The organism is Thermophilibacter sp. ZX-H3 (assembly GCF_052599055.1).
This window is the reverse complement of record NZ_JBQXES010000021.1, coordinates 27,552-49,449: the sequence shown is the minus strand read 5'-3', so window position 1 is coordinate 49,449 and position 21,898 is coordinate 27,552. Positions and strand designations below refer to the sequence as shown.

Here is a 21,898-nt window from a genome sequence, read left to right as displayed (position 1 = left end):
TGGGCCGCGCTCCCAAAAGGGGACAGGGGCAAGGTGGGACACTGTTCGGTAGTGTCCCAACTTGCCCCTGTCCCCTTTTGGGACGCCTAGCAGCGGTGGGCGCTCGGGCAGATGTCCTCGAGGACGCAGCCGTCGCAGTGCGGGCCGCGTGCCACGCAGGTGTCACGGCCGTGCTTGATCCACTGGTGGTTCACGGGCCCCCAGAGCTCGCGCGGCAAAAGGCGCAGCAGGTCCTGCTCGGTCTTGAGCGGCTCCTTCTCGTGCGTCTTGGGCGAGAGCGCGAGGCGATGCGCGATGCGGTTGACGTGCGTGTCCACCGCGATGCCCTCGACGATGCCAAACCCCACGTTCATGACGATGTTGGCCGTCTTGCGCCCCACGCCGGGCAGCCTCGTGAGCTCCTCCATCGTGTGCGGGACCTCGCCGCCGAACTCGGAGACGATCATCTGCGCGCACTCCACGCAGTGACGCGCCTTGGACTTGTAGAAGCCGAGGCTGTGGATGTACTCGGAGACCTCCTCGGGCGTGGCGGCGGCCATGGCCTCCGGCGTGGGAAAGCGCTCAAAGAGCGCGGGCGTCACCTTGTTGACCTGCGCGTCCGTGGTCTGCGCGGAGAGCAGGACGGCGATGGTCAGGCGAAACGGGTTCGCATGGTCGAGAAAGCACTCGACCGGGCCGTACTTCTCGTCAAGGCGTCGGCACACCTCGACGGCGCGCTCGACCTTGGCCTTCTTGGTCTCTCTCGGCATGATGCCCCTCCTGGTGGTTTGGGTTCATACTACGGGATGATAGGCGAGAAGAACGGGGGAGTCATGAACATCGGCTGGAATGCGGGCGGATACGAGCGGGACTTCTCGTTCGTCCCCGCGTACGGGAGGGACGTCGTCGGCCTCGTTGACGTGCGGCCTGGCGAGACGTGCCTCGACCTTGGCTGCGGAAACGGCACGCTGACGGCCGAGCTGTGCGAGCGCGGCCTCGACGCGTTTGGCATGGACGCGTCGCCGGAGATGCTCGCGCTCGCGCAAAAGCCATCCTGGCCTGCGGTTCATTGAGGGCGATGCGACGAGCTTCACGCTCGGGCGCACCGTTGACGTGGTCTTCTCCAACGCCGTGCTGCACTGGATCGACCGCGGGCGACATCCCGAGATGCTCTCGCACGTTGCCGCGGCGCTCAGGCCGGGCGGACAGTTCGTCTTTGAGTGCGGAGGCTATGGGTGCGGGGCGCGCATCCACGCCGCCCTGGCAGACTCCTTCCAACGGCATGGCCTCGTCTACGAGATGCCGTTCTACTTCCCGACGGTCGGCGAGTATGCCTCGCTCGTGGAGGCTGCGGGCATGCGCGTGACGGACGCATCCCTCTTTGACAGGCCCACCGCGCTCAAGGGGCCGGATGGCATGGCGGACTGGATTCACATGTTCGTGCGACGGCCCTTCGACGGCGTGGACGAGGCGGTGGCGGGAGAGATCGTCGCCGAGGCGGTCGAGGGGCTGCGGCGCGAGATGCTGCGGGACGGCGTGTGGCACGCGGACTACGTGCGCCTGCGTATGCGCGCTGTGAAGATTGGCTGATCCGAGGCGCTCTCTGGAGTTCAATTTATCCTTGTGATAGAGTTTCCGCATTGAACTGTTTCACGAGAAGTTCAAAATCGTTGCTGAAATTGAACTCAAGGAGGCATGATGGATCAGGGGACGCTCGCGGACCGGTTGCGCGCCGTCATGGCCGAGCGGGGGCTCAAGCAGGCGGACCTTATCCACATGGCCGCCGAGAAGGGCGAGAAGCTCGGAAAGAGCCAGGTCAGCCAATACGTGAGCGGCAAGGTCGGGCCACGCCCGAACGTGGTGCGCCTGCTTGCCGACATTCTCGAGGTGGAGGAGGGCTGGCTTGCCACGGGGGAGGGCACGCGAGCTGCCGCGCGGCCTGAGACCGCGAACGAGACCGCTTCCCGTACCCCGCGTCAGCAAAGGAGCACTTCCATGCGAGAGTTCAAGAAGTCCTCAAAGCTCGAGAACGTCCTCTACGACGTCCGCGGACCTGTCGCCGACGAGGCGGCCCGCATGGAGGACGAGGGCCTGCGCATCTTGAAGCTCAACATCGGCAACCCGGCGCCCTTCGGCTTCCGCACGCCCGACGAGGTCGTCCACGACATGCGCCAGCAGCTGCCCGAGTGCGAGGGCTACTCGGACTCGCGCGGCCTCTTCTCCGCACGCAAGGCGATCATGCAGTACGCTCAGCTCAAGCACCTTCCCAACGTGAGCATGGATGGCATCTACACGGGCAACGGCGTCTCCGAGCTCATCCAGCTCTGCATGAACGCCCTTTTGGACACCGGCGACGAGATTCTCATTCCGAGCCCCGACTACCCGCTCTGGACGGCGTGCGCCACGCTCGCCGGCGGCACGCCCGTACACTACCTCTGCGACGAGCAGGCCGAGTGGAACCCCGACCTCGCCGACATGGAGTCCAAGGTCACGAGCAACACCAAGGCCATCGTCATCATCAACCCCAACAACCCCACGGGCGCCGTCTACCCGCGCGAGGTGCTCGAGCAGATCGTGGAGATCGCGCGCCGCCACCAGCTCATGATCTTCTCGGACGAGATCTACGACCGCCTGTGCATGGACGGTCACGAGCACGTCTCCATCGCCTCGCTCGCGCCCGACCTGCCGTGCGTCACGTTCTCCGGCCTCTCCAAGTCCCACATGATCGCGGGCTACCGAATCGGCTGGATGGTCCTCTCGGGCAACAGGCGCTGCATGCGCGACTTCGTCTACGGCATCAACATGCTCTCCAACATGCGCCTGTGCTCCAACGTGCCCGCCCAGTCCGTCGTGCAGACGGCGCTCGGCGGCTACCAGAGCGTGGAGCGATACGTGGAGCCGGGCGGGCGCGTCTACGAGCAGCGCAACTACGTCTACGAGGCCCTCAACGCAATCGACGGCATCACGGCCGTGAAGCCCAAGGCCGCGTTCTACATCTTCCCCAAGATTGACGTCAAGAAGTTCAACATCACCGACGACGAGCAGTTCGCGCTCGACCTGCTGCACGAGAAGCGCATCCTCATCACGCGTGGCGGCGGCTTCAACTGGCCGGAGCCCGACCACTTCCGCATCGTCTACCTGCCGCGCATGGAGGTCCTGCGCGAGGCCATGACCGATCTCGCGGACTTCTTCGCCCACTACCGTCAGGGTTAAGCGGGGCGTGCCAGCGGCGTCAGGTTTATTTGGCGTGCCAGCGGCGTCAGGTTTATTTGGCACGCGCATCATGCGCGTGCCAAATAAACCTGACGCCGCTGGCACGCCAAATAAACCTGACGCCGCTGGCACGGCTAGGGGATCGGCCTTACGCTCCAGATGTCGTCGAAGCGGATGCGCCGCCGCACGACCGTGAGCTCGCGGGCCACGGGGTCCATGCCGGTCACGATGCCCTCGGTCGTGACGTAGGCGTCGTGCTCGTAGTGCGTCACGCGGACGAGCCGCCCCTTGCGCACGGCGGCAAGCTCGGCCGAGATGCGCGCGGCCTCCTCCTCGGAGGGCTCGCGGTGTGGCTCGGTCACGCGCTCGCGCTCCCGCACGAGGTCGTAGTAGCCGGTGAGCGCGGCGAAGGGCATGAACTGCGCGGCGCGCTCGGCATGGCGCCTCGGCGCCCCATCCCTACTCATGATGGCCCCCAACCTGCACGTTTCGCTCGAGCCCGGTGGCGCCGGGCCGGTAGCTGACGCCGCGGACGAGGGCGTTCTTCCCAAAGCGCCGCTTCACCGCGATGGTGGCCTCGGCGAGCCGGTGCTCGGCCCCCTCGGCCTGCGGGTCCGTGAAGAGCGTGATCGAGGACAGCTCCTCCGGTAGGAGCCCTCCCATGCCGATGTTCAGGCGCCTGATCGGGCGGTTGGGATCGACGACCTCGTCATAGAGGTCAAGGAAGTATCGCGAGAGGCGCGAGCGGGAGTTGGTGAGCTCCCCGAGCTTGCGCGACGCGGATGAGCGCGGCATGTCCCGACCGATGCGCCGCGTGCCGTGCTCGCCCGTGAAGGTCCGCGTCGGCGCGTCGTCCCAGCCGCGCTCGATGGCATGCCCCACGGAGAGCGAGATGTGCCCGCAGACCACGCCCTTCTCCACGAGGTCGAGCACGGAGGCGTCGACCATCTCCCGCAGGACGACGCGCGCCTCGTCGAAGTCGTAGTCGCGAGCGAGCACCTGGCCGTTGCACGTGGACGTCGCCTTGGGCCGATAGGCGTGGATCTCGGCCATGGTGCAGGGCTCGATGCCCCAGGCGTGATCGATGAGCAGCTCGGCGTTGATGCCAAACTCGTCGTAGAGCGCCTTCTCGGGAAGGAGGGCCACGCCCCCGAGGTCATGCGCCCCCATCGCGGCGAGCCGCCGAGCGATGCCGGGGCCGATCCCCCAGATGTCCGTGATCGGCCGGTGGGGCCAGATGAGGCACTTGAAGCGCTCCTCGTCGAGCTCGCCGATGTTGTCCGGGGCGTGCTTGGCCGTGACGTCGAGGGCGACCTTGGCGAGGAAGAGGTTGGTCCCGATGCCGGCCGTGGCGCAGATGCCCGTCTCGCGGCGAACGAGCTCGATGAGCTCCACGGCGAGCTCGCGCGGTCCCTTGTCGTAGAGTGCCAGGTAGGGGCCAACGTCGATGAAGACCTCGTCGACCGAGTAGACGTGGATGTCCTCGGGCGAGAAGTACCTGAGGTAGAGGCCGTAGATGTTGGCCGAGACCTCCATGTAGCGCCGCATGCGCGGCTTGGCCATCTCGTAGGAGACCCCGTCCGGTATCTCGAAGACGCGGCAGCGGTTGCGCACCCCCGCCGCCTTCATGGCGGGGGACACGGCGAGGCAGATGGTCTTGGGCCCGCGCGTCGGGTCCGCCACCACGAGGCGCCGCTCGAACGGATCGTACCCGCGGTCCACGCACTCGACGGAGGCATAGAAGCACTTGAGATCGATGCAGAGATAGGCGTGCTCCATGGTTGCTCCCAAACAGACGTTCTTATCATGAGACCATGATGCAACGCGCCCCGGACACAAATCATCGTGCCCGGGGCGCTCACCATTTCTGCAACACTTGTTCGGTCTAGTGCAGAGGCGTGCAAGGGGGGCCGCGCGAAGGGGACGGGCGTGCAAAGGGGACAGGCACTTTTGCACGCCTGTCCCAGCGTGCAAAAGTGCCTGTCCCCTTTGCACGGTCCCCTTCGCGCGGCCTCGGCGCCTACAGGTCGTCCACGAGGGCGGTGGACTTGGCGTAGGCGGTGCTTTTGGCCTCGAAGAAGTCGGTCTTGACCATGTTTGCGTTGCTGTACTGGGAGACCCATGCCATGTCGGCCGGCTCGCGGTCGCACCCCTCGAAGAGCGTGCCGAATCCGAGCGAGTGCCAGCGGAGGTTGCCGAGGTAGCGTATGTAGTCCTCGACCATCTGCCCCGTGAGGCCGTCGATGCTCTCCCCGATCACGTAGCGCCCCCAGGCGATCTCCTGGCGCACGCCCTCCTCGAGCATGCCGCGCAGCACGTCGACGCGCTCGGGCGTGAAGAGCTGCGGCTCCTCGCGCTGGAGCTCCACGATTATGTTGCGGAAGAGCCAGAGGTGCGTGTTCTCGTCGCGGTTGATGTAGCGGATCTCCTGGGCGCTCCCGGGCATCTTGCCGTTGCGCGCGAGGTTGTAGAAGAACATGAACCCCGAGTAGAAGTACACGCCCTCGAGGATGACGTTGGCCATCATGACCTTGAGCAGGGTGAAGGCGTCCCGATGCTCGAGGAACTCGTTGTACTGCTCGCCGATGAAGGTGTTTCTCGCCAGCAGGCGCTCGTCGGTCCGCCACTGATAGAGGATCTCGTCGCGCTTCTCGGGGGAGCAGATCGTGTCGAGCATGTAGGAGTAGCTCTGCGAGTGGACGCACTCCTGGAAGGCCTGGATGTGCAGGCACAGGTTGACCTCGTTGGCCGTGACGTACTCGCCCACGTTGGGGAGGTTCGCGGACTGCAGCGAGTCGAGGAACACGAGAAACGAGAGGATCTTGTCGTAGGCCGTGCGCTCCGCCTCCGAGAGCCGCGGGTAGTCCTTCACGTCCTGGGAGAGGTTGATCTCCTCGGGGATCCAGAAGTTGTTCATCGCCTGGCGGTACCAGTCGGATACCCACGGGTACCTGAGGTTGTTGAAGTCGTTGAGGTTGGTGGTGTTGCCCCCGATCATCCTCCGCAGCCTCACGTCCGTGTCCCCGCCCGGGTTGAACAGCGGCGTTCTCGTAAGCTTCTCGGTCACGATTCCCTCCTGCGTCTAGAAACGGTTGTAAAGATTCGACTCGAGAGGCCGCCGTTCTTCTCGCCGCGCGCAGTTTTGCGCAGCAAGCTGCTTGAGCACGGCGAGAAGAACGGCGGCTATGCCGCGAGGGACGCTAGCTGCTGCAGCTCTCGCACTCCTCGACCTCGAGCGACTTGCTCCGCACGTAGTAGATCGTCTTCACCCCGGAGCGCCACGCCTCGAGGTAGAGCTCGAGCACCTGCCGCATGGTGTGGTCGTTGGTGATGTAGAGGTTCACCGACTGCGCCTGGTCGATGTGGCGCTGGCGAACCCCGGCCGCGCGCACGCTCCAGCGCTGGTCGACGAGGTGGGCGGGCTTGTAGTACCAGTAGGTCTCGGGCGAGAGGTCGGGTGCCACGCGCGGCAGCATGGAGCCCTTCTTCTCCTCGAGGAAGAAGCGCCGCATGACGGGGTCCACGCCGGCCGTGGTTCCGGAGATGATGGAGGTCGAGCTCGTGGGGGCCACGGCGAGCAGGTAGGCATTGCGCATCCCGTGCTCGGCCACGCGCCCCGCGAGCTCGCGCCAGCGCTCGGACGCGTAGCCGCGCTTCTCGAAGAAGGCACCCGTGGCCCAGTCGCTGCCGGGGAAGAGCGGGTAGGGGCCGCGCTCCTCGGCCAGGCGCTCCGAGGCGTCGATGGCGTGGTAGGCGATCCGCTCGAACAGCTCGTCCGCAAAGGCGAGGTGCTCGTCGCTCTCCCAGGAGATGCCGCGGCGGGCGAGCAGGTGGTGGTAGCCGGAGACGCCGAGCCCCACCGAGCGGTAGCGCCGGTTGGTGAGCCGGGCGTAGGGCAGGGCGTAGAAGTTGAGGTCAATCACGTTGTCGAGGGCACGCACGGCGGTCTCCACCACCTCGGCGAGCGCGTCGTCGTCCTCAACGGGGATGCGGCCCAGGGTGAGGCTCGCGAGGTTGCAGACCACGAAGTCGCCGGGGCGCGTGGTGGTCACCACCACGGTGTCGCCGTCCTCGCCCACGACCTCGCGGCTCACCTCCTCGATCGCCGAGGTGTTCTGGGCGATCTCCGTGCAGAGGTTGGAGCAGTAGATGACGCCGGCGTGCGGGTTGGGGTTGGCCCGGTTCACGGCGTCGCGCATGAAGGCGAAGGGGGTGCCCGTCTCGACGGCGCTCCTCAGCACCAGGCGCACGAGGTCCTTGACGGAGATGACGCGCTTCTTGATGCGCGGGTCGGCCACGCAGTCCCAGTAGCGGCGCTCCCACTCCTCGCCGAAGCTGTCCTCGAGCGCGTAGCCCTTCGCGACGAGGATGTCGTGCGGGCACATGAGGTACCAGTCCTGGTCCAGGTCCTTCTCGGCCATCCGCCAGAAGAGGTCGGGCCAGCAGACGGCCGGGAAGACGTCGTGCGCCTTCATGCGCTCGTCGCCGTTGTTGGTGCGCAGCTGCAGGAACTCCGGAAGGTCACGGTGCCAGGCGTCCAGGTAGACGGCCACGGCCCCCTGGCGCATGCCAAGCTGGTCGACGGCCACGGCGGTGTCGTTGATCACGCGGATCCAGCGGGTGGTGCCGCCCGCGACGCCGGCAAAGCCGCGGATGGAGCCGCCCTGCGCGCGGACCTTGCCGAGGTACATGCCCATGCCGCCGCCGTACTTGGAGACCTGGGCGAAGTTGTCGATGCTGCGGTAGATGCCCGCGAGGCTGTCGGGGACGGTGTCGATGAAGCAGCTGGAGAGCTGGTGCTGGGGCTTGCGGGCGTTGCCCATCGTGGGCGTGGCCATGGTGAGGCGCAGGGTGGAGAGCGCGTCGTAGAAGCGGCCGACCCAGTCCATGCGGACGTCCGCGGGCTCCTCCATGGCGAGGTGCAGCGCGATGCCGAGGAACATCTCCTGGGGGCTCTCCAGCGCCACGTGGTCGTGCGAGCGGATGACGTAGCGCTTGAGCAGGAGGTCAAGCCCGGCGTAGGTGAGCAGGTCGTCGCGCTCCGGGCGGATGAGGGCGGCGGCGCGCTCGAGCTCCTCGGGGGCGTAGCGCTCGAGGATGTAGGCGCCGTAGAGGCCCTCGTCCGCGAGGTGGCGGACCTTGTCGGCAAAGCCGGAGATCCCGCGCCGCGCGCAGGCGTCCGCGATGGAGCGGCGGGCGGAGAGCGAGAGCAGCCGCCCGGCGATCATCTCCCAGCGCGGCGCCTCCTGGCTCGTGAGCTCGACGGCGGCCCGGACGAGCGCGGAGAGTCGCTCGTCCGGGCGCATGCCGTCCTTGAGGAAGCCGCGCAGGCGGGCGAGAAGGGCGATGAGGGAGTAGGCCTCGTCGGGATAGTCGCGCTGCGCGCGAGAGAGGACGGCCGAGAGCTCGGGGGCGAGCGCGGCGTCGTCCCCCGCGACCTCACGCACCACCTCGTCGCGCGCGGCGCGCAGCTCGGAGCGGCGGTGGCGGTAGAGGATGTAGCGCTTCGCCACGTCGAAGTGACCACGCCGCATGAGGGCCTGCTCCACGAGGTCCTGGATCTCCTCGACGCGCGCGCCGTCCCCGAGGCGGGCCTCCACGTCGGCGAGGATCGCGGCAAGCTCCTCGCGCGCGGGGACGGCGTTCCCGTCCGCAAAGGCCCTGGTCACTGCCGAGATGACCTTCTCACCGTCATAGCGCTCCACGCGCCCGTCCCTCTTCACTATGTCCACGGAGTCTCCCGTCTGTTGCCGCTCTGCCTATCGTCCGGTGGCCGTTAATGATAGTCAATCGGTGGCATTTTGGGTAGCGAGGAGGGGCGTCGGACATGATACCCTCGGGATGTCGGTCCGGCCCGTGGTGAGGAGGCTGGCATGAGGGCATTCATTGCGCTTGAGCTGCCGGAGGCGTTTGCGGACGAGGTGGACGCGCTCGTGAGGCGCCTCGAGGCCGCGTGCGCGGGCCGGTTCGTGCCGGCCGAGAATCGCCATCTCACGCTGGCGTTTCTCGGCGAGGTGGGGGAGGCGGACGCGCGGATCGCCATGTCGGCGCTCGACGCCGCGTGCGCGGGCGTGGGGCCGGTCCCGCTCGCCGCGGCCGGGCTCGGGACCTTCGGGCGGGGGCGTGACGCCACGCTCTGGCTGGGCATCGAGAAGAACGACGAGCTCCAGGGCCTTGCTGCGCGCGTGCGGGCCGAGCTTGCCGCTCGCGGCCTCACCTATGACGAGAAGGACTTCCTGCCGCACGTCACGCTTGCACGACGTGCCCGCATGCCCCGAGGCGACCTCGGGGACCTGGCGTTTCCGTTGCCCGACGTGGCCCGTGACGTCACGCTCTTCCGAAGCATCCTCGGGCCGTCCGGCGCTCGCTACAAGCCGCTCTACACGGTAGGTCTCTGAGCGGGCGCGGTCGGGGTTGGGGCCGCGAAGCGCGGTTCTTCTCGCTGGGGCGTCGCGATGCCCCCGCACGGCCGGGTTGCGGGGCCTAGGCGACGGTCTGCCCTGCGGAAACGTCGCGAACCGCCCGCACGGCCGGGTTGCGGGGCCTTGGCGACGGTCTGGCTTTCCGGAGTGTCGCGAACCGCCCGCACGGCCGCTCCGCGGGGCCTAGGCGACGCTTCCGCCCGCTGGAGTGTCGCAAACCGCCCGCACAGGAGCTCCGCGGGGCCTTCGCGACGGTCTGCCCCGCGGAAACGTCGCGAACCGCCCGCACGGCCACGTTGCGGGGCCTAGGCGACACTTCCGCCCGCGGAAACGTCGCCAACCCTTCGCGCAGCCGCTCCGCGGGGCTGCGGCGACACTCCCGTCCGCGCTCAGCCGTTGATGCGCGCGAGGAAGAGGTCGCCGTATCGCTCGGCCTTCTTGGCGCCCACGCCGGAGACGCCGAGGAACTCCTCGCGCGTCCGCGGCCGCTTGGCGCACATGTCCACCAGCGTCGCGTTGGAGAAGATGAAGTAGGAGGGCACCCCCTGCTCGCGTGCGAGCTCGCCGCGCAGTTCCGTGAGCTCGGCGTAGAGGATCTGGCCGAGCTCGTCCAGCTCGGAGACGTCCGTGGCCGCCCGGGTCTTGTCGGGTGCCGCCGGCACGCGCGCCGCCTTGGGCGCGCCGCGTGCCACCTTGAGGACGAAGGGCTCGTCCCAGGGCGCCTCGCGACGCAGGAACGCGCCAGAGGACCCCGTGAGCACGATCGTGGGGTAGTCCCCTCCCGTCCGCGCGAGCACGCCGCGGAAGACCAGCTCGTCAATCAGCTCGCGCACGCGGCCGACGGGGACGTCCGCCATGATTCCGTACGTGGAGAGCGTGTCGAACCCGCGGCGCAGGACCTTCTCGTTGCGCGACCCGCGCAGCACGTCCACGATCATCGACGCGCCCACGCTGCGCCCGCGCTGCGCGATGCGCGCCACGCAGCTCACCACCTTGAGGGCGTCGGTGGTGGCGTCCACCTCCTCGAAGTCCGTGAGGCAGTTTCCGCAGTTGCCGCAGAAGGCCGGCGCCTCCTCGCCGAAGTAGCGCAGGATGTGGGCGCGCAGACACTCGGTGGTGGTGGCGTAGAAGACCATCTGGCGCAGGCGCTCGGCGTCGCGATCCGCGAGCGCCTCGACCTGCTCCGGGGTGAGCCCCTCGCGCGGCTCGCACCGCGAGAGCAGGAACTCGGCCGTGTGCACGTCGCCGGGGGAGTAGAGCAGGAGGCACTCCGCCTTGGTTCCGTCCCGCCCGGCGCGCCCGGCCTCCTGGTAGTAGTTCTCCAGACTGAGCGGCAGGTTGTAGTGGACCACGTAGCCCACGTTGGACTTGTCGATGCCCATGCCAAAGGCGTTGGTGGCGACCATCACGCGGGCGCGGTCATAGAGGAAGTCGTCCTGGTTGCGGTCGCGCTCCTCGGACGTGAGCCCGGCGTGGTAGCGCGTGGCGAGAAGCCCCTCGTCGCGCAGCTCGTCGCAGACCTCCTCGACGGCGCGCCGGCTCGAGCAGTAGACGATGCCGGAGCGCTCGGCGCGCTGCCGGCAGAAGGCGACGAGCATGCGGTCCTTCTCGGCACGCCCACGAGGGCGCTGGACGGCGAAGGAGAGGTTGGGCCGGTCGAAGCTCGCTATGACCACGAAGGGGTCCGCAAGGCCCAGCGCGCCCACGATGTCCTTGCGCACGGCGCGCGTGGCGGTTGCCGTGAGCGCCATCACGGGCGGGCGCGTGGGAAGCGCCCCAAGAAACTCAATGATCCGCTGGTAGCTTGGGCGAAAGTCGTTTCCCCACTGCGAGATGCAGTGCGCCTCGTCCACGGCGACGAGCGCCACGCCGCGCGCGGCGACCGTCTCCGCGAAGGCCGGATCGTCGAGTCGTTCCGGCGCCACGTAGACGAGCCTGAGCGCGCCGGAGGCGATGCCGTGGAGCACGCTCGCGCGCTCGGCGGCGGAGAGGGTGGAGTTGAGGTAGGACGCGGCCACGCCCGCCTGGCGCAGCGCCCCCACCTGGTCCGCCATGAGCGAGATGAGCGGCGACACCACGAGCGTGAGCCCTCCCGACCGCGCGGCGAGGGCGAGCGCCGGCACCTGGTAGCAGATTGACTTGCCGGCCGAGGTGGGCATGACGGCCAGCACGTCGCGCCCGGAGAGCGCGGCGTCGACGATTTCCGCCTGGTGCGGGCGGAAGCTCTGGTAGCCGAAGGTCTCTCGCAGGATGTCCAGGGCGGTTGGCGGTGTGGTCATGGCGCTCCTCGTGACGCGTGTCTTACGCCATGGTACGCCTCGGGCCGGACGGACGAGCCGGGCGGTCGACTCCCGGGACGAGAAATAACGCGCACTCGTGCACGGTTCTTCTCGCGTTTTCCCAGTTGGCATTTAAGAACCCGTGCACGAGTGCGCGTTAATCGCAAGACGCCGGACGAGTGCCCACCCGAGTGCCATCTGTGTGACACTATAGCGCTTCGCGCGCATGCGCGTACGGCGTCTGACCACGGCCTCGTTTGCTACCGCCCGCGGATTGGGGGGCCGCGCCCGCCCGGCGATGCCCCATCATGGCGGCGCATCCAGCGAACCCGACGAAGGGACATTCATGAACTTGCGCGAGAAGTACGGCGAATGGGCGGTCATCCTCGGCGCCACCGAGGGCGTGGGCAAGGCGTTCTGCGAGAAGGTCGCCGCCGGCGGCATGAGCGTCGTCATGGTGGGCCGGCGCGAGGAGAAGCTCCGCGAGCTCGCCGCGCAGATCGAGTCCGACTACGGCGTCGCGACCAAGGTGGTGCGCGCCGACTTCTCCGAGGAGGGGGCCGCCGAGACCGTCTTCGCCGCGACCGAGGGCCTCGACATGGGCTTCATGAGCTACGTGGCCTGCCTGCACTCCTTCGGCAAGATCCAGGACACCCCCTGGGAGAAGCACCAGGCCATGATCAACGTCAACGTGGTCACGTTCATGAAGTGCTTCTATCACTACATGCAGATCTTCGCCGCCCAGGACCGCGGCGCGGTGATCAACGTCTCCTCCATGACCGGCATCTCCAGCTCACCGTGGAACGGCCAGTACGGCGCCGGCAAGGCCTATATCCTCAAGATGACCGAGGCCGTGGCCTGCGAGTGCGAGAAGACCGGCGTGGACGTGGAGGTCATCACGCTGGGCACCACGCTCACCCCGAGCCTGCTCTCCAACCTGCCGGGCGGCCCCCAGGGCGAGGCCGTCATGAAGATCGCCCAGACGCCCGAGGAGGTCGTCGACGAGGCCTTTGAGAAGCTCGGCCACGAGCTCTCCGTGATCGCGGGCGAGCGCAACAAGGCCTCCGTCCACGACTGGAAGGCCAACCACACCGAGGACGAGTACATCCGCTACATGGGGTCGTTCTACTCGGAGTAGCGGACGCGCGACAAATTGGGTCGTTCGTAGCGCGCACCCCGCGCGAAGTCCCTCTTGCCATCCCGGGAGGATGCGCGGGGGAATCGCGCGGGGTGCGTGCCATGCGCCTCCGGGCAACCGTCCGCGACCCCTTACGCTGCGCTTACATCGCAGGCGGATAACCCCGGTAACCTGAAAAAGTTCAGACGAATTCATGGCGCGACCCCGAAAACGGGATGCCCCGTGCGCACTCTATCGCCGAGGGGGGACGATGAGACGGGACAAGGACCTGGCCGCCCGCGTCCGGGCCGCGAAGGGCGACTCGCGGGCAGCGGACGGCCTGGTGCGCGACTACCTTCCGTTCATCAAGGCGGAGACGGCCCGGTTCACGGGCCGGCCCGCGCGGGAGGGAGACGACGAGCTGGGGATCGCCATGTTCGCATTTCACGAGGCGGTGCTTGCGTACGACGAGGCGCGGGGCGCGTTTCTGCCCCTCGCGTCCATGAGCGTGAGGAACCGGCTGATTGACTTCCGGCGCCGGGAGCGTCGCCATGCCGAGGTGACCTCGCTGGACGAGCGTGCCGGCGGCGCGGATGACGGGGACGACCGCCCGCTCGTGGAGCGGCTGGCGTCGGAGCGCGACGAGATCGGGGAGCGCGAGACGCGCCGCGCCAGCCGGGCGGAGATCGCCGAGTTTGCCCGCCAGCTCGAGCGCCTGGGGGTGAGCCTCGCGGACGTGGCCGAGAACAGCCCCCGCCAGCAGCGGACCCTTGAGGCGTGCCGGGGTGCCCTTGCGTACGCGCGCGGTCGCCGGGAGCTGCTCGACAGGGTCGCCGAGACGGGCAAGCTGCCCATCGCGGAGCTTGCGCGCGGGGCGGGCGTCGAGCGCAAGACGCTCGAGCGGCACCGACGCTACCTCGTGGCGCTGCTCGTGGCCTACACCAACGGATACGACATCATCCGCGGGCACCTCCACAAGATCGTGGGGCCGACGGGAGGTGACGTTCGATGAGCTACCTCATCATGGAATGCGCCGCGAGCTATGCCGTGGCGCTCGACGAGGAGGGCCGCTTCGTGAAGGTCCCCAACCTCGGCTACGAGGTGGGGCAGGAGGTCGACGACGTCGTCGCCTTCGAGGGGAGCCCGTTCGGGGAAGCCGACGTCATCCCCTTCGAGGCGCGCCGGGCGAGAAGAACGCGCGGGCGCCGCGTGGCGCTGCTGGCCGTCGCGGCATGCCTCGCCGCGGCCGTGGTCGCCGGCGCCGCGGTCTGGCAGGTGCCGGTGGGCACGGTCTACATGAGCATCAACCCCGAGGTGAGCATCGCGGTCAACCGTCTTGACCGCGTGGTGGGGCTCGACGGGGAGAACGATGACGGCGACGACCTCATCGAGGGGTTTGCGTACTACGGCCGGACGATCGACGAGGTCTCGGACGACCTCGCGGACCGCGCCGAGGTCCAGGGCTACCTCGATGACGGTGGGACGATCGAGCTCACGGTGGAGTCCGACGACGAGGAGTGGAAGACCGCGACCGAGGACCGGCTGATCGTGGAGCTCGAGGTGCACCTCGACCACCGGGTGGTGGTGACGGGTGCGGCCGGGTCCGAGGATGCCGCGCCCGCGCCTCGGGTCGAACGGGTGACGGCCCCCGAGCCCTCGACTGAGGTGGCCGCGCCTCCCGTGGTCGATGACGATGACTGGGGAGAGGACGACGATGACGGGGCCGACGACGAGGATGACGACGATGACGACGACGGTTGGGATGACGACGATGACGGCTGGGATGACGACGGCGACGACGATGACGATGACGACTAGACCGGCCTGATGTTCTTCTCGCCCGGGGTCGCCGAAAAAAATAATCCGGCGACCCCGGTTTTGAGAAGGTGCCCACGCAACCTCTCACTGCAAGGCAAAGAAGAGGCTTCCCGACACCCAAGGAGGACACCATGAAGACCACGAGCCTGAAGCGCATCCTCGCCACCGCCACGATGGGCGCCGCCCTTGCGGCAGTTCTTGCCGGATGCGGAGCCACCCCCACCGCCGCCGCCAACCAGTCGGCGGGCGGCGCGGGGGAGACCCCCGTCGCGCAGGCCGCGGGGACCCTGCTCCTGAGCGTCAACCCCGAGATCGAGATCGAGTACGACGACGCGGGGCTCGTCACCGAGGTCGAGGGCGTGAACGACGAGGGCAGGGGTGTCGTGAGCGGCTACTCGGACTACCGGGGCAGGGAGTGCCGCATCGTCGTCTCCGAGCTCGTGGGGGAGATCTACGAGGCCGGCCACTTCAACCAGACCGTTGACGGGCACGACCGCAACGTGGTGGTCAAGCTCGAGCAGGGGTCGGGCTATCCGGGAGACGACTTCCTGCGCGGGATAGAGGATGACGTCCGCAGCACGGTGGGCGACTTCGGGCTTGAGTCCGACGCGCTCGCCGTGGCCCCCGAGCAGCTGGACGACCGCGGCTACATCGGCCTGGACGCCGCGAAGGACATCGTGCTCTCTCAGCTGGGGCTTTCCGAGGCCTCCTTCAACGACCACGAGTACGAGCTCGATGACGGCGTCTACGAGATGGAGTTCACCTCCGGCGGCGTTGAGTACGAATACGAGGTCGACGCTCGCACGGGCAAGGTTCTCGAGGCCGACATCGACGGCAACGACGACTGGGACGACCGCGACGACTGGGATGACTGGCACGACGACCGCTACGACCGCGACGACGACTGGGACGACGCCGATGACGACTGGGATGACCGCGACGACCGCGACGATGACCGCGATGACGACCGCGATGACCGCGACGACGATCGCGATGACCGCGACGACCGCGACGACGATCGCGATGACCGCGACGACTGGGACGACGACCTGGACGACCGCTACGACGACTAGCCGCTAACGGCATCGAATGCGCGCGGGCGCCTCTCGGGGCGCCCGCCTCATCTCGCATTGGGCCATTAACGCGCACTCGTGCAGGGGTTCTTCTCGCCCAACTGGGGAAACGCGAGAAGAACGTGCACGAGTGCGCGTTAATCGTGGGTCGGGTGAGCCGGGCGTGCCGGGTCGCCGGTCGGTCGCCGGGCCGGCCGTGGGCCCTAGAACGCCACGCCGAGCGCGATGAGCGCCACGCAGCACGCGAGCGCGAGCCAGTCGCGCGCGGCGAGCGGGTAGCGCTTGTAGCTGCTCTCGCGCGTGCGCAGGTAGAAGCCGCGCTGCTCGGCGGCGAGCGCCGTGGCGTCGGTCCTGCCGACGGAGCTCACGAGCAGGGGCACGCAGAGGGGCAGCATGAGCTGCAGCTTCTTGAAGGGGTTCTTGGTGTCGTACTGCACGCCGCGCGCCGTCTGCGCCTCCATGATGGCGTTCATCTCCTGGGAGAACACGGGGACGAAGCGCAGCGCGGTGGTGAACGTGAACGCGTAGCGGTACGGCACGTGGAGCACCTCCACGCACGCGTTGGCGAGGTCGGTGAGCTTGGTCACCATGAGCACGAGTATGAGCGGCAGCGCCACGCCCAGCAGGCGCAGACAGACCTTGGACCCCGTGATCAGGCCGTCGGTGGTGACGATCCCCCAGACGGGCGCGCCGGTGCGCACGAAGACGAGCTGCAGCGCAAACATCACCACGGCAAGCGGGACGAGCACCTTGAGCAGGGGGGCGAGCCTTCCGGCCACCCCGGCGTACGCCGCGAGCGCAAACGTGAGGGCGAGAAGGCCGAGGAGCAGGGCGTAGGAGTCTGCGAGGAAGGTGGCCGCGATGATGGCGGCGGCCAACGCGAGCTTGGTCACGGGGTTGAGGCGGTGGAGGAGCGTCTGCCCGGGAACGTAGTCGATGATGTTAATCATGGCTGACCAGCTCCTTCACGAGGTCGACGATGCCCGAGACCTGGCTCACGCCCGCGAACTCGCGCGAGACGTCGCGCGCGAGCGCGGTCGAGAGGGCGATGATCTGCGGCGGCTCCACGCGGGCGCGGTCCATGAGCTCGACGTCCGCGAAGACCTCCGGGGTCTCGCCCTGTCCGAGGATGCGCCCGTCCGCCATGACCACGAGCCGTTCCGCGAAGTCGGAGACGACCTCCATGTCGTGGCAGACCATGACGACGGCGCAGCCGCGGTCGGCCATCTCGCGCACCGTCTCCATGACGGTCATGCACTCCCGGTAGTCGAGGCCGCTCGTGGGCTCGTCGAGGAGGATGACCTCGGGCTCCATCACCACGACGGAGGCAAGCGCGACCATCTGGCGCTGCCCGCGGGAGAGCGAGAAGGGCGCCTCGTCGAGCGGCAGGCCAAAGCGCTCGGCCACCGCGCGGGCGCGCTCGCGGGCCTCGTCGGCCGGCGTGCCCGTGAGCTCGAGGCCAAAGGCGACCTCCTCGAGGACGGTGTCCTTGCAGATCTGGCGGTCCGGGTTCTGGAAGAGCGTCGAGACGTGCGCGGCCACGGTGCTCGTGGGCGTGTCGCGCATGTCGAGCCCGGCCACGCGGATGGAGCCGGACGAGGGGCGCAAAAGGCCGTTCAGGAGCTTGGTGAGCGTGGTCTTGCCGGCGCCGTTCTGGCCGATGACGCCCACCAGCTCGCCGGGATAGACGTCGAAGCTGAGGTCGGTCACGCAGGCGCCGCTCCCCGGGTAGGCAAAGCAGACGTCGCGGAAGCTCACGACGGGCTCGGCCCCGGGCGTGCGCGCCGCCGCGGCGGGGATGTGGCGCGAGCCCGCGCGGAAGGGGGCGATGTCGGCGCCGCGCCCGGTGCGGCCGCGCACGAGGTCGGCCACGAGCGCCTCCGCCTCCTCGACGCTCAGGCAGGGGGGCGTCGGCGGCATGACGCCATGCTGTGCCAGGCTGTTGGAGACGCGCGCCACGCGCGGGCTGTCCACGCCGAGGGCGCGCAGCTCGTCGGCGTGCGAGAAGACCGCGCGCGGCGCCCCGTCAAAGGCGACGCGACCCTCGCTCAGGACCATCACGCGGTCGCAGTAGGCGGTGAGCAGCGCCACCTTCTGCTCGACCACGATGACGGTCACGCCCTCCGCGTTGAGGTCGCGGAGCGTCTCGAAGACGGCCGTGGAGGAGGCGGGGTCGAGCGCCGCCGTGGGCTCGTCGAGCACGAGGACGCGCGGGCGAAGGGCCAGGATGGCGGCGATGGCGACCTTCTGCTTCTGGCCGCCGGAGAGCGTGGCGATCTCGCGGCCGCGCAGGTCGAGCACGCCGCACGCCTCGAGCGCGCCCTCGATGCGCGCCTCGATCTCGTCATGCGGCACGCCGAAGTTCTCAAGGCCGAAGAGCATCTCATCCTCCACGGCGGAGGCGACCATCTGGGAGTCGATGTCCTGGGCCACGCTGCCCACCACGCGGGAGATGTCAGTGAGCGTGACCTCGCAGGTGTCGCGGCCGTCCACGAGCGTGGAGCCGAAGAGGGTCCCCCGGTAGTGGTGGGGGATGGCCCCCGAGAGCAGGGCGGCGAGCGTGGACTTGCCGGCGCCCGAGGGGCCGATGACGCCGACGAAGCCTCCCTCGGGAATCTCAAGGGAGACGTGGTCGAGCGCCGGCTCGACGGCGTCCGCGTACGTGAATGAGACGTCGTCGAGCCGGATTATCGTGGGCGAATCCTCGGTCATGAGAGCCTTTCAGTTACTGACAAAGGTGACGGGGTCGTTTGCCATGACATTGTCACACTAGTCGGCGAGCTTGAGGGCCTTCCTGATGGGAAGGTAGAGGGCCTGCACCAGAACGGCGTTGAAGACGGCGGTGAGCAGGACCACGGGCAGCATGGCGGCGGCGAGCTCGCCGGCGGCGCCCACCATGGCGATCTTGATGAGCATGAAGATCACGCCGGAGACGGCCGTGGTGACGAAGGAGCCGATGAGCGGGATGGCCTTCTTGGCGCCGCTCCCCATGCCGACGCGGACGATGAGGGCCATGAGCATGGCGGCGATGCCCTCGGCGGCGAAGTCGATGAAGGGCGAGGTGGTGGTGATCTGGATGACGGCGGCCGAGATGAGGCCGATCACGAGGGCCTGGCCCACGTTGGGACGGACCACGAGGATGGTGAGGCAGAAGGCGGAGATGATGAACTCGGGGCTGATGAGGCCGCCCGAGATGCCGGAGATCGCCTTGCCGACGGTGAAGTTGAGGATGAAGCCGGCGGCGAGAAGGACGGCGAGAAGGACGAGGGCCTGGATGTCGAGCTTGCCGTGGTCGGCGGCGGCGACGGTGCGGGCGACGGGCTGGGCGTTCTGACCGGAGGCGTTCTGGGACATGGCGGTTCCTTTCTGGAGGAGGTTCTTCTCGGGTTGGGCGCTTCCGGCGCCCGGGCGGCGTGGGCCCCCTCGTGGCCACGAAAAAAGGGCCCCCGGTCTCCCGGGAGCCCTTCAAGCGCTATTTTCGGCGCAGAAGACTCACGATCGACCGACCGCGGAGAGGCTGCGCCACCACCAGTTCATGGACGTGCGTGCGATGCGACTCATGTCTGGCGCCCCCCTCTCTGATCGGCCCGAAGGCGTCCCTGTGCTTGGCGTCACAATACGCGCCTGACGTCCCGCGTGCAAGGGTGTTTTCTCGGACGAAACAATCCCTCTTGACTGATACAAACAAATGTTCGATAATCGAACAATCCCAACTCAAGATATTGATGCAGCGTGCGCCCTGCCGTCCTCGTTGTCTTATCTACTTGTAAGTAGTAAAGTAGAGGTGCTCAATGTGGGAGATTGAGTTCTATCGGTCTGAGTCTGGTGAGTGTCCCTTCGAGAAGTACCTGAGAGAATTGCCTGCGTCTATGAGGGCTAAGACCCTCAGGTCGGTCCAGCTGCTCAGGCTGGAGGGGACCCGCCTGAGGGAGCCGGATACAAAGCCGCTGGGCAACGGATTGTTTGAGCTGAGGACGCAGGCGGGAGGCCTGCAGGGGAGGAGCGTCTTTTTCTTCTTTACGGGAAAGCGAATCGTAATCACAACTGGCTTTCTCAAGCGTACGCGCAAGACCCCTCGCGTGAAATCGAGGGGGCCCGGAAGCTGAGGGCAGATTATTTAGAAAGGTGCGGATGATGGGAGAGATGGACGATTTTGAGAGGGAGTTGGCCCATCAGCTCGAGGATGCTGACTTTCGTAAGGAATGGGAGGCCGGTGAGGAGGACTTCCAGATTCGGCTTGCCATCGTCCGCGCCCGCTCCCGCAAACGTATGAGTCAAGTGGAGCTCGCGCGTGCGTCTGGAATGGACCAGCGTGTTTTGAGCAGGATAGAGACGGGGGCGGTTGCACCCACTCTCAAGTCGCTGAGAAAGATTGCCCATGGCCTTGGAAAAGTCCTCTCGGTCAGCTTTGTTGACCCTACGCCCGCGGATTCCACGAACACGTAGGAAGGCATGGTGCCGTGTGGATATCGCGTGACCTCGGTTGATGCCTCGTCCTTCTCGCCCATAATGTTGATTGGTTAACATCGTCGGCATGGGCCGGGAGGTCCTGACGGGGGAGAGTTGGCGTGACCGAGCAGCGCTTCGAGGACTTCGTGGGAATCATCAGCGCCCTCAACAAGGAGATCCAGCGCATCAAGACGGCTGAGGCCAGACGGCTCGGCTTCCGCGGCTCGGACGTGATGTGCCTCTACTACCTGGTCAAGCATCCCGAGGGCCTCACCGCCGCCGAGCTCGCCCGCATGGTGGACGTGAGCCGCGCGGCGATGTCGCGCACCGTGGCGCACCTCGCCGAGGACGGCTTCGTCGAGGTGGGGGGCTCCGACGAGGAGGCGTCTCGGTATCGCGCCCCCATCACGCTCACCGAGAAGGGCCGCGAGGCCGCGCGTCCGCTCGACGACATCATTCACCGAGTGCTTGACGAGGCTGGCGGGGAGCTAGCCTTCCGCGAGCGCCTCCAGATGTACGATTCCCTCAACCACATCCTCGAGCGCCTGAGGACCTTCGCGCGCGACTAGCCGCGAGGGCAGATCGGGCACGGCTCGCCAGGGGCAGAGAAAGGAACGACCATGGCCGTCCGCATCATCACCGACTCCGGCATCGACCTTCCCGGCGAGGTCGACCCTCGCGTCACCGTGGTGCCCCTGGGTATCACCTTTGGGACCACCACCTACGCGGACGGCGTCGACCTCACCAACGACCGCTTCTACGAGCTGCTCATCGAGAGCGACGAGCTGCCCAAGACGAGCCAGGCAACGCCCTTCGCCTACCAGCAGATCTTCGAGGACGTTCGCGCCGCCGGCGACGAGGCCGTGGTGATCACGCTCTCCTCGAAGCTCTCCGGCACCTATCAGAGCGCCGTCACGGCTGCGGCGGACTATCCCGAGGTCCGCGTGGTCGACGGCAAGAACGTCACCATCGGGCAGAGCCTGCTCGTGCTCTATGCGCTCAGGCTCCTCGACGAGGGCCGCCCGGCCGCGCAGATCGCCGACGAGCTGACCGCCGCCGCCGACCGCGTCTGCCTGCTCGCGCTCCTGGACACGCTCGAGTACCTCAAGCGCGGCGGGCGCATCCCCAAGAGCGTGGGCACCATCGGCGAGCTGCTCTCCATCAAGCCCGTGGTAGGGGTCGAGGACGGCGAGGTCGTGATGCTCGGCAAGGCGCGCGGCTCCAAGAACGGCCGCAACCAGCTGCACCAGCAGGTCGAGAAGTACGGCATCGACTTCACGATGCCGGTCCTGCTGGGCTATACGGGCCTCTCCCAGAAGCTGCTGAGGAAGTACCTCGATGACAACCGCGCCATCTGGGAGGGCAAGGTCGCCGAGGAGGACCTGCCCATCGCCTCCGTTGGCGCCACCATCGGCACGCACGTCGGCCCCAATGCCATCGCGCTCGCCTTCTTCCGCGCGAACTAGATACGTCGTTTCGTTCCGTCTGCGTCGCGCCACTGGCGTCAGGTTTATTTGGCACGCGGCCCGCGTGCCAAATAAACCTGAC

Annotated in this window: 19 protein-coding genes and 1 pseudogene; 11 read left to right on the top strand and 9 right to left on the bottom strand. The window is 67.7% G+C overall.

What is annotated here, in order from left to right; genetic code table 11:
• Positions 1–86 precede the first annotated feature (86 nt).
• On the bottom strand, positions 87–749 hold the full coding sequence (nth, locus tag ACULPM_RS09335; protein WP_445331478.1) for an endonuclease III: 663 nt from the start codon (positions 747–749) through the stop codon (positions 87–89).
• Between nth and ACULPM_RS09330 the strand changes: the two are divergent.
• Positions 651–1,569 (top strand): annotated as a pseudogene (locus tag ACULPM_RS09330) (class I SAM-dependent methyltransferase). The gene nth and the pseudogene ACULPM_RS09330 overlap by 99 nt on opposite strands.
• Before the next feature lie 108 nt (positions 1,570–1,677).
• Complete coding sequence (locus ACULPM_RS09325) at positions 1,678–3,192, top strand: aminotransferase class I/II-fold pyridoxal phosphate-dependent enzyme (protein ID WP_445331477.1); 1,515 nt, start codon at positions 1,678–1,680, stop codon at positions 3,190–3,192.
• A 134-nt stretch (positions 3,193–3,326) separates the two neighbouring features.
• Here the strand turns inward: ACULPM_RS09325 and ACULPM_RS09320 are convergent, their stop codons facing one another.
• The 4 genes from ACULPM_RS09320 to ACULPM_RS09305 form a co-directional block, all read right to left on the bottom strand.
• Positions 3,327–3,659 (bottom strand): hypothetical protein, encoded by a 333-nt coding sequence (locus tag ACULPM_RS09320; RefSeq protein ID WP_445331591.1) that lies wholly within the window; start codon positions 3,657–3,659, stop codon positions 3,327–3,329.
• Positions 3,652–4,971 (bottom strand): Y-family DNA polymerase, encoded by a 1,320-nt coding sequence (locus ACULPM_RS09315; protein WP_445331592.1) that lies wholly within the window; start codon positions 4,969–4,971, stop codon positions 3,652–3,654. Before ACULPM_RS09315 ends, ACULPM_RS09320 begins: the two co-directional genes overlap by 8 nt.
• 241 nt (positions 4,972–5,212) lie before the next feature.
• Complete coding sequence (locus ACULPM_RS09310; RefSeq protein ID WP_445331593.1) at positions 5,213–6,259, bottom strand: ribonucleotide-diphosphate reductase subunit beta; 1,047 nt, start codon at positions 6,257–6,259, stop codon at positions 5,213–5,215.
• Between the two features lie 133 nt (positions 6,260–6,392).
• Positions 6,393–8,924 carry a ribonucleoside-diphosphate reductase subunit alpha gene (locus tag ACULPM_RS09305; RefSeq protein WP_445331594.1) on the bottom strand — a complete coding sequence of 844 codons (2,532 nt, stop codon included), beginning with the start codon at positions 8,922–8,924 and terminating at the stop codon, positions 6,393–6,395.
• A 141-nt stretch (positions 8,925–9,065) separates the two neighbouring features.
• On the opposite strand from ACULPM_RS09305, the gene thpR reads away from it, so the two are divergent.
• Positions 9,066–9,590: an RNA 2',3'-cyclic phosphodiesterase gene (thpR, locus tag ACULPM_RS09300; RefSeq protein ID WP_445331595.1), complete on the top strand. Its 525-nt coding sequence runs from the start codon at positions 9,066–9,068 to the stop codon at positions 9,588–9,590.
• Positions 9,591–10,003: 413 nt separating this feature from the next.
• Here the strand turns inward: thpR and recQ are convergent, their stop codons facing one another.
• Positions 10,004–11,893, bottom strand: coding sequence for a DNA helicase RecQ (recQ, locus tag ACULPM_RS09295; RefSeq protein ID WP_445331596.1), 1,890 nt, complete (start codon positions 11,891–11,893; stop codon positions 10,004–10,006).
• Positions 11,894–12,239: 346 nt separating this feature from the next.
• Between recQ and ACULPM_RS09290 the strand changes: the two genes are divergently transcribed.
• The 4 genes from ACULPM_RS09290 to ACULPM_RS09275 all read left to right on the top strand — a co-directional run bounded on the left by ACULPM_RS09290 (position 12,240) and on the right by ACULPM_RS09275 (position 15,901).
• Positions 12,240–13,031, top strand: a complete 792-nt coding sequence (locus ACULPM_RS09290; RefSeq protein WP_075278847.1) for a 7beta-hydroxysteroid dehydrogenase — start codon at positions 12,240–12,242, stop codon at positions 13,029–13,031.
• 250 nt (positions 13,032–13,281) lie between these two features.
• On the top strand, positions 13,282–14,022 hold the full coding sequence (locus tag ACULPM_RS09285) for a sigma factor (protein ID WP_167930052.1): 741 nt from the start codon (positions 13,282–13,284) through the stop codon (positions 14,020–14,022).
• Positions 14,019–14,828, top strand: coding sequence for an anti-sigma-I factor RsgI family protein (locus ACULPM_RS09280; RefSeq protein WP_445331597.1), 810 nt, complete (start codon positions 14,019–14,021; stop codon positions 14,826–14,828). The genes ACULPM_RS09285 and ACULPM_RS09280 overlap by 4 nt, the downstream gene beginning before the upstream one ends.
• 131 nt (positions 14,829–14,959) lie before the next feature.
• A complete protein-coding gene (locus ACULPM_RS09275; RefSeq protein WP_445331598.1) occupies positions 14,960–15,901 on the top strand; it encodes a PepSY domain-containing protein in 942 nt (313 codons plus the stop codon).
• A 203-nt stretch (positions 15,902–16,104) separates the two neighbouring features.
• Here ACULPM_RS09275 and ACULPM_RS09270 read toward each other — a convergent pair whose 3' ends face one another.
• Genes ACULPM_RS09270 through ACULPM_RS09260 form a run of 3 tightly spaced genes read right to left on the bottom strand, consistent with a single transcriptional unit; the run spans position 16,105 to position 19,255 of the window.
• Positions 16,105–16,851 carry an energy-coupling factor transporter transmembrane component T family protein gene (locus ACULPM_RS09270; RefSeq protein WP_445331599.1) on the bottom strand — a complete coding sequence of 249 codons (747 nt, stop codon included), beginning with the start codon at positions 16,849–16,851 and terminating at the stop codon, positions 16,105–16,107.
• Positions 16,844–18,613, bottom strand: a complete 1,770-nt coding sequence (locus tag ACULPM_RS09265; RefSeq protein ID WP_445331600.1) for an ABC transporter ATP-binding protein — start codon at positions 18,611–18,613, stop codon at positions 16,844–16,846. Before ACULPM_RS09265 ends, ACULPM_RS09270 begins: the two co-directional genes overlap by 8 nt.
• A 57-nt stretch (positions 18,614–18,670) precedes the next feature.
• Positions 18,671–19,255: a hypothetical protein gene (locus ACULPM_RS09260; RefSeq protein WP_167930049.1), complete on the bottom strand. Its 585-nt coding sequence runs from the start codon at positions 19,253–19,255 to the stop codon at positions 18,671–18,673.
• Positions 19,256–19,692: 437 nt separating this feature from the next.
• On the opposite strand from ACULPM_RS09260, the gene ACULPM_RS09255 reads away from it, so the two are divergent.
• The 4 genes from ACULPM_RS09255 to ACULPM_RS09240 all read left to right on the top strand — a co-directional run bounded on the left by ACULPM_RS09255 (position 19,693) and on the right by ACULPM_RS09240 (position 21,816).
• Positions 19,693–20,007, top strand: coding sequence for a type II toxin-antitoxin system RelE/ParE family toxin (locus ACULPM_RS09255; protein ID WP_445331601.1), 315 nt, complete (start codon positions 19,693–19,695; stop codon positions 20,005–20,007).
• A 28-nt stretch (positions 20,008–20,035) separates the two neighbouring features.
• Complete coding sequence (locus ACULPM_RS09250) at positions 20,036–20,347, top strand: helix-turn-helix domain-containing protein (RefSeq protein ID WP_445331602.1); 312 nt, start codon at positions 20,036–20,038, stop codon at positions 20,345–20,347.
• Between the two features lie 122 nt (positions 20,348–20,469).
• On the top strand, positions 20,470–20,919 hold the full coding sequence (locus tag ACULPM_RS09245) for a MarR family winged helix-turn-helix transcriptional regulator (RefSeq protein WP_167930046.1): 450 nt from the start codon (positions 20,470–20,472) through the stop codon (positions 20,917–20,919).
• 51 nt (positions 20,920–20,970) lie between these two features.
• On the top strand, positions 20,971–21,816 hold the full coding sequence (locus tag ACULPM_RS09240) for a DegV family protein (RefSeq protein ID WP_445331603.1): 846 nt from the start codon (positions 20,971–20,973) through the stop codon (positions 21,814–21,816).
• The last annotated feature ends 82 nt before the right edge of the window (positions 21,817–21,898 follow it).

Excerpts from the sequence above, each read along its gene's own strand:
- ACULPM_RS09250 (WP_445331602.1), top strand. The coding sequence starts at position 20,036 with ATGGGAGAGATGGACGATTTTGAGAGGGAGTTGGCCCATCAGCTCGAG.
- ACULPM_RS09275 (WP_445331598.1), top strand. The coding sequence starts at position 14,960 with ATGAAGACCACGAGCCTGAAGCGCATCCTCGCCACCGCCACGATGGGC.
- ACULPM_RS09325 (WP_445331477.1), top strand. The coding sequence starts at position 1,678 with ATGGATCAGGGGACGCTCGCGGACCGGTTGCGCGCCGTCATGGCCGAG.
- ACULPM_RS09285 (WP_167930052.1), top strand. The coding sequence starts at position 13,282 with ATGAGACGGGACAAGGACCTGGCCGCCCGCGTCCGGGCCGCGAAGGGC.
- ACULPM_RS09260 (WP_167930049.1), bottom strand. The coding sequence starts at position 19,255 with ATGTCCCAGAACGCCTCCGGTCAGAACGCCCAGCCCGTCGCCCGCACC.
- recQ (WP_445331596.1), bottom strand. The coding sequence starts at position 11,893 with ATGACCACACCGCCAACCGCCCTGGACATCCTGCGAGAGACCTTCGGC.
- ACULPM_RS09290 (WP_075278847.1), top strand. The coding sequence starts at position 12,240 with ATGAACTTGCGCGAGAAGTACGGCGAATGGGCGGTCATCCTCGGCGCC.
- ACULPM_RS09255 (WP_445331601.1), top strand. The coding sequence starts at position 19,693 with ATGTGGGAGATTGAGTTCTATCGGTCTGAGTCTGGTGAGTGTCCCTTC.
- ACULPM_RS09270 (WP_445331599.1), bottom strand. The coding sequence starts at position 16,851 with ATGATTAACATCATCGACTACGTTCCCGGGCAGACGCTCCTCCACCGC.
- nth (WP_445331478.1), bottom strand. The coding sequence starts at position 749 with ATGCCGAGAGAGACCAAGAAGGCCAAGGTCGAGCGCGCCGTCGAGGTG.
- ACULPM_RS09265 (WP_445331600.1), bottom strand. The coding sequence starts at position 18,613 with ATGACCGAGGATTCGCCCACGATAATCCGGCTCGACGACGTCTCATTC.
- ACULPM_RS09240 (WP_445331603.1), top strand. The coding sequence starts at position 20,971 with ATGGCCGTCCGCATCATCACCGACTCCGGCATCGACCTTCCCGGCGAG.
- ACULPM_RS09315 (WP_445331592.1), bottom strand. The coding sequence starts at position 4,971 with ATGGAGCACGCCTATCTCTGCATCGATCTCAAGTGCTTCTATGCCTCC.
- ACULPM_RS09280 (WP_445331597.1), top strand. The coding sequence starts at position 14,019 with ATGAGCTACCTCATCATGGAATGCGCCGCGAGCTATGCCGTGGCGCTC.
- ACULPM_RS09320 (WP_445331591.1), bottom strand. The coding sequence starts at position 3,659 with ATGAGTAGGGATGGGGCGCCGAGGCGCCATGCCGAGCGCGCCGCGCAG.
- thpR (WP_445331595.1), top strand. The coding sequence starts at position 9,066 with ATGAGGGCATTCATTGCGCTTGAGCTGCCGGAGGCGTTTGCGGACGAG.